Source organism: Candidatus Zixiibacteriota bacterium (assembly GCA_022865345.1).
In the GTDB taxonomy this organism is placed as follows: Bacteria; Zixibacteria; MSB-5A5; order MSB-5A5; family RBG-16-43-9; genus RBG-16-43-9.
Window position 1 is genome coordinate 1 of record JALHSU010000233.1, and the last position, 2,589, is coordinate 2,589.

Sequence of the window (2,589 nt, forward strand, 5' to 3'; positions counted from 1 at the left end):
GATAAAGCGGTTTTATTGCCTGAATGTAACCGATACAGCCCCTCAAGTCCCCGTGTTTTTTTATGGTCACAAAAGCACCCCTGTTCTCTTTAAGCACCTCTGAGGTTATCTTATAATCCGGGCATTTTACACCTTTTACCTTACATTCAATCGTCTCCTTGGCCAGCTTAAGCAAAAATGTTTTGTCTTTATCCGAGATCCTGGAATCTGTGTCTTTCTTTTTCTGGACCTCCTTTTCAGCCTTTTCCTTTGGAGGATCATCTGAATTTTTCCCTGTGTCATAGAGAACCGCAGACATATAACCCACCACACCGGATTTATCTCCGGTCACATCTCCGGAATTGGCATATTTGACAACTTTGGACTTGTCTGCTCCCAACTCCTTTGCCGCTATCATGGCTGAGATAATCGGTCCTCCGCCACAGGCTTCGCACCGGTCAGAGGTAAGGTCTTCAAAAAACGCCCTGGGATTAAAGGCGTTCACATTTTTTATGACTGTGCTATCCAGCCTCTCTGCTTCTGCATAAGGATGATAATGTGAAAGGTCAGAGCTGGCAACAATCAGAGCATTTTTGCCTTTTAAGACTTTTGCCAGAGCTTTTCCCAGAGCCTCGTACATTCCGTAATCATCATCCGGGCCCAGGACTATGGGGATGAGCTTGAAATTACCTAAGACTATCTGCAAAAAAGGAAGCTGCACCTCTAAAGCATGCTCAGCCCTTGGTCCAGAAGTCGAGTGACCAACATCCGAAAGATAGATTCTTTTGTCTATTTTCGACAGCTCCAAAGCCAACTCCTTATCAACCAAAATCATCCCTAAAGGGGTCTGATAAGCTTTTCCGTTATAGATTGAAGCGCCTTTAAGATAAACCGCGTGGGTGGGAGAGATAACTACGACAGTATGGTATTTTAAACCCTCTAAGGTCTTATACCCATAGGCTGCAACCTGGCCTGAATAGATGTAGCCTGCATGCGGGGAGATTAAGGCAACTATATTGCCCGGCATCTCCTCCTTTTTTGCCTTATTATAGAAATCGGCAATTTCTTTGGTTAACTTTACAGGGTCTTGAGGATAAAAACCCCTTAGAGAATCCGCCCAGGCAGACTTTCTTATCTCTTCAGTCTGCTCTCCTTCTTTGGTCATATCATTACCCTCCGCCTTAAGGTGAGAGGTACATTTGAAGAAAGATAATAAAATGGATAAAACTGCAAAAGCCAACAAGATTCTCTTTGAAATTCTCATAGGAAATTCTTTGCAGTATAAAACTTTAGGTTTCTCGTAACCGTAGCGTCCTCACTCCCGTGAGGACGTCCCACCGTCGCCATAGGAATGGCGACGCTACCGTCTCCAAAATCACATCAAATTCCTTTCCCTCAAACTCACGTAGCTTTCATTTCCGATAATTACATGGTCCAAAACGTCTATCTCCATCAGTTTTCCAACCTCTACGATTTTACGGGTGACTTTTAGGTCATCCTCAGATGGGTCTGGTTCGCCGGAGGGGTGGTTATGAGCCAGAATCATTGCCGCAGCACCATATTCGATTGCCGGGCGGAAAACCTCCCTGGGCTGGATGATATTAAAGGTCAAACTTCCGATGGAAATCACCTCATCATGGATTAAACGATTTCTAATATTGAGATATAAACCGCGAAAATGCTCCTTCTGCAATTTCCTCATCTCCTCTAAATATTTATAAACGTCCTCAGGAGTCCGAATAGTTGGAATCCTGCCCTTGTCCTCCAAGAAAAACCTTCTTCCCAGCTCAAATACCGCAACTATCTGGCAGGCTTTCACCTGAGGTATCCCAAGGGTCTCCATCAACCTGCCAACGTCCTTTTCCTGGGCAATCGCTTTTGAGCCATAATCTTTTATTATCCTCTCAGATAACTCGATTACATTTAAACCCTTATACCCGGTATTTAGGACAATTGACAAAAGCTCGCTGTTCCTGAGAACGTCCGGACCATATTTTATCAGCTTCTCCCTGGGCTTTTGGTCCTCAGGCAGTTCTTTTATCCTGATCTGGTAATTTTCCTGCATGATATTTTCTTTTTTTTGTTGTGTCAGGTCCTCAGACCTGACACCGTTGTCAGGAGTAGCTCCTGACAAAACGGGACGGAAACTTTTTCACTAGGTTTGATAAATTTAATAAAAGGTTTGAGAAAAAGAAAGGGGAAAATCAAAAATACGTGACCATGATTCGTTTTTCGTGACCGTAAAAAAAGTAGGGGCGGGGTTTGAAACCCGCCCTACAAAAAATATATGACAAAAAAACAGGTGGAACAGACCTCTGGTCTGTTCTGAACAGGTCCGAAAAATGGATCTGTAGGACTGGAAGCCTGTTCCACCAAAAAATCACAAATTACATGGCGGCGGTCCACCTTTGAAAAGGTAGTTGATCTTGTAAACCACATCCGCCACAGTATGCTTGTTATCGCAGTTCACATCTCCAACCTCAGGCGGAAGAGGAGCGGGACCACCCTTGAAAAGATAATTTATCTCATACACCACATCAGAAACAGTTGTCTTGCCGTCAGCATTATCATCCCCATGCACAAAAGCCGCAGTATTAACATACCCCTGCC

3 protein-coding genes are annotated in these 2,589 nt (G+C 44.0%); all 3 read right to left on the reverse strand.

From position 1 onward, the window contains the following. The coding region (gene amrB, locus MUP17_11155; GenBank protein MCJ7459538.1) for an AmmeMemoRadiSam system protein B at positions 1-1,144 on the reverse strand (1,144 nt) is incomplete at its 3' end. A gap of 210 nt (positions 1,145-1,354) precedes the next feature. Continuing rightward, complete coding sequence (gene radC / locus MUP17_11160; GenBank protein ID MCJ7459539.1) at positions 1,355-2,044, reverse strand: DNA repair protein RadC; 690 nt, start codon at positions 2,042-2,044, stop codon at positions 1,355-1,357. Between the two features lie 315 nt (positions 2,045-2,359). Beyond that, on the reverse strand, positions 2,360-2,589 hold a 230-nt coding region (locus tag MUP17_11165; protein MCJ7459540.1), incomplete at its 5' end, for a dockerin type I domain-containing protein.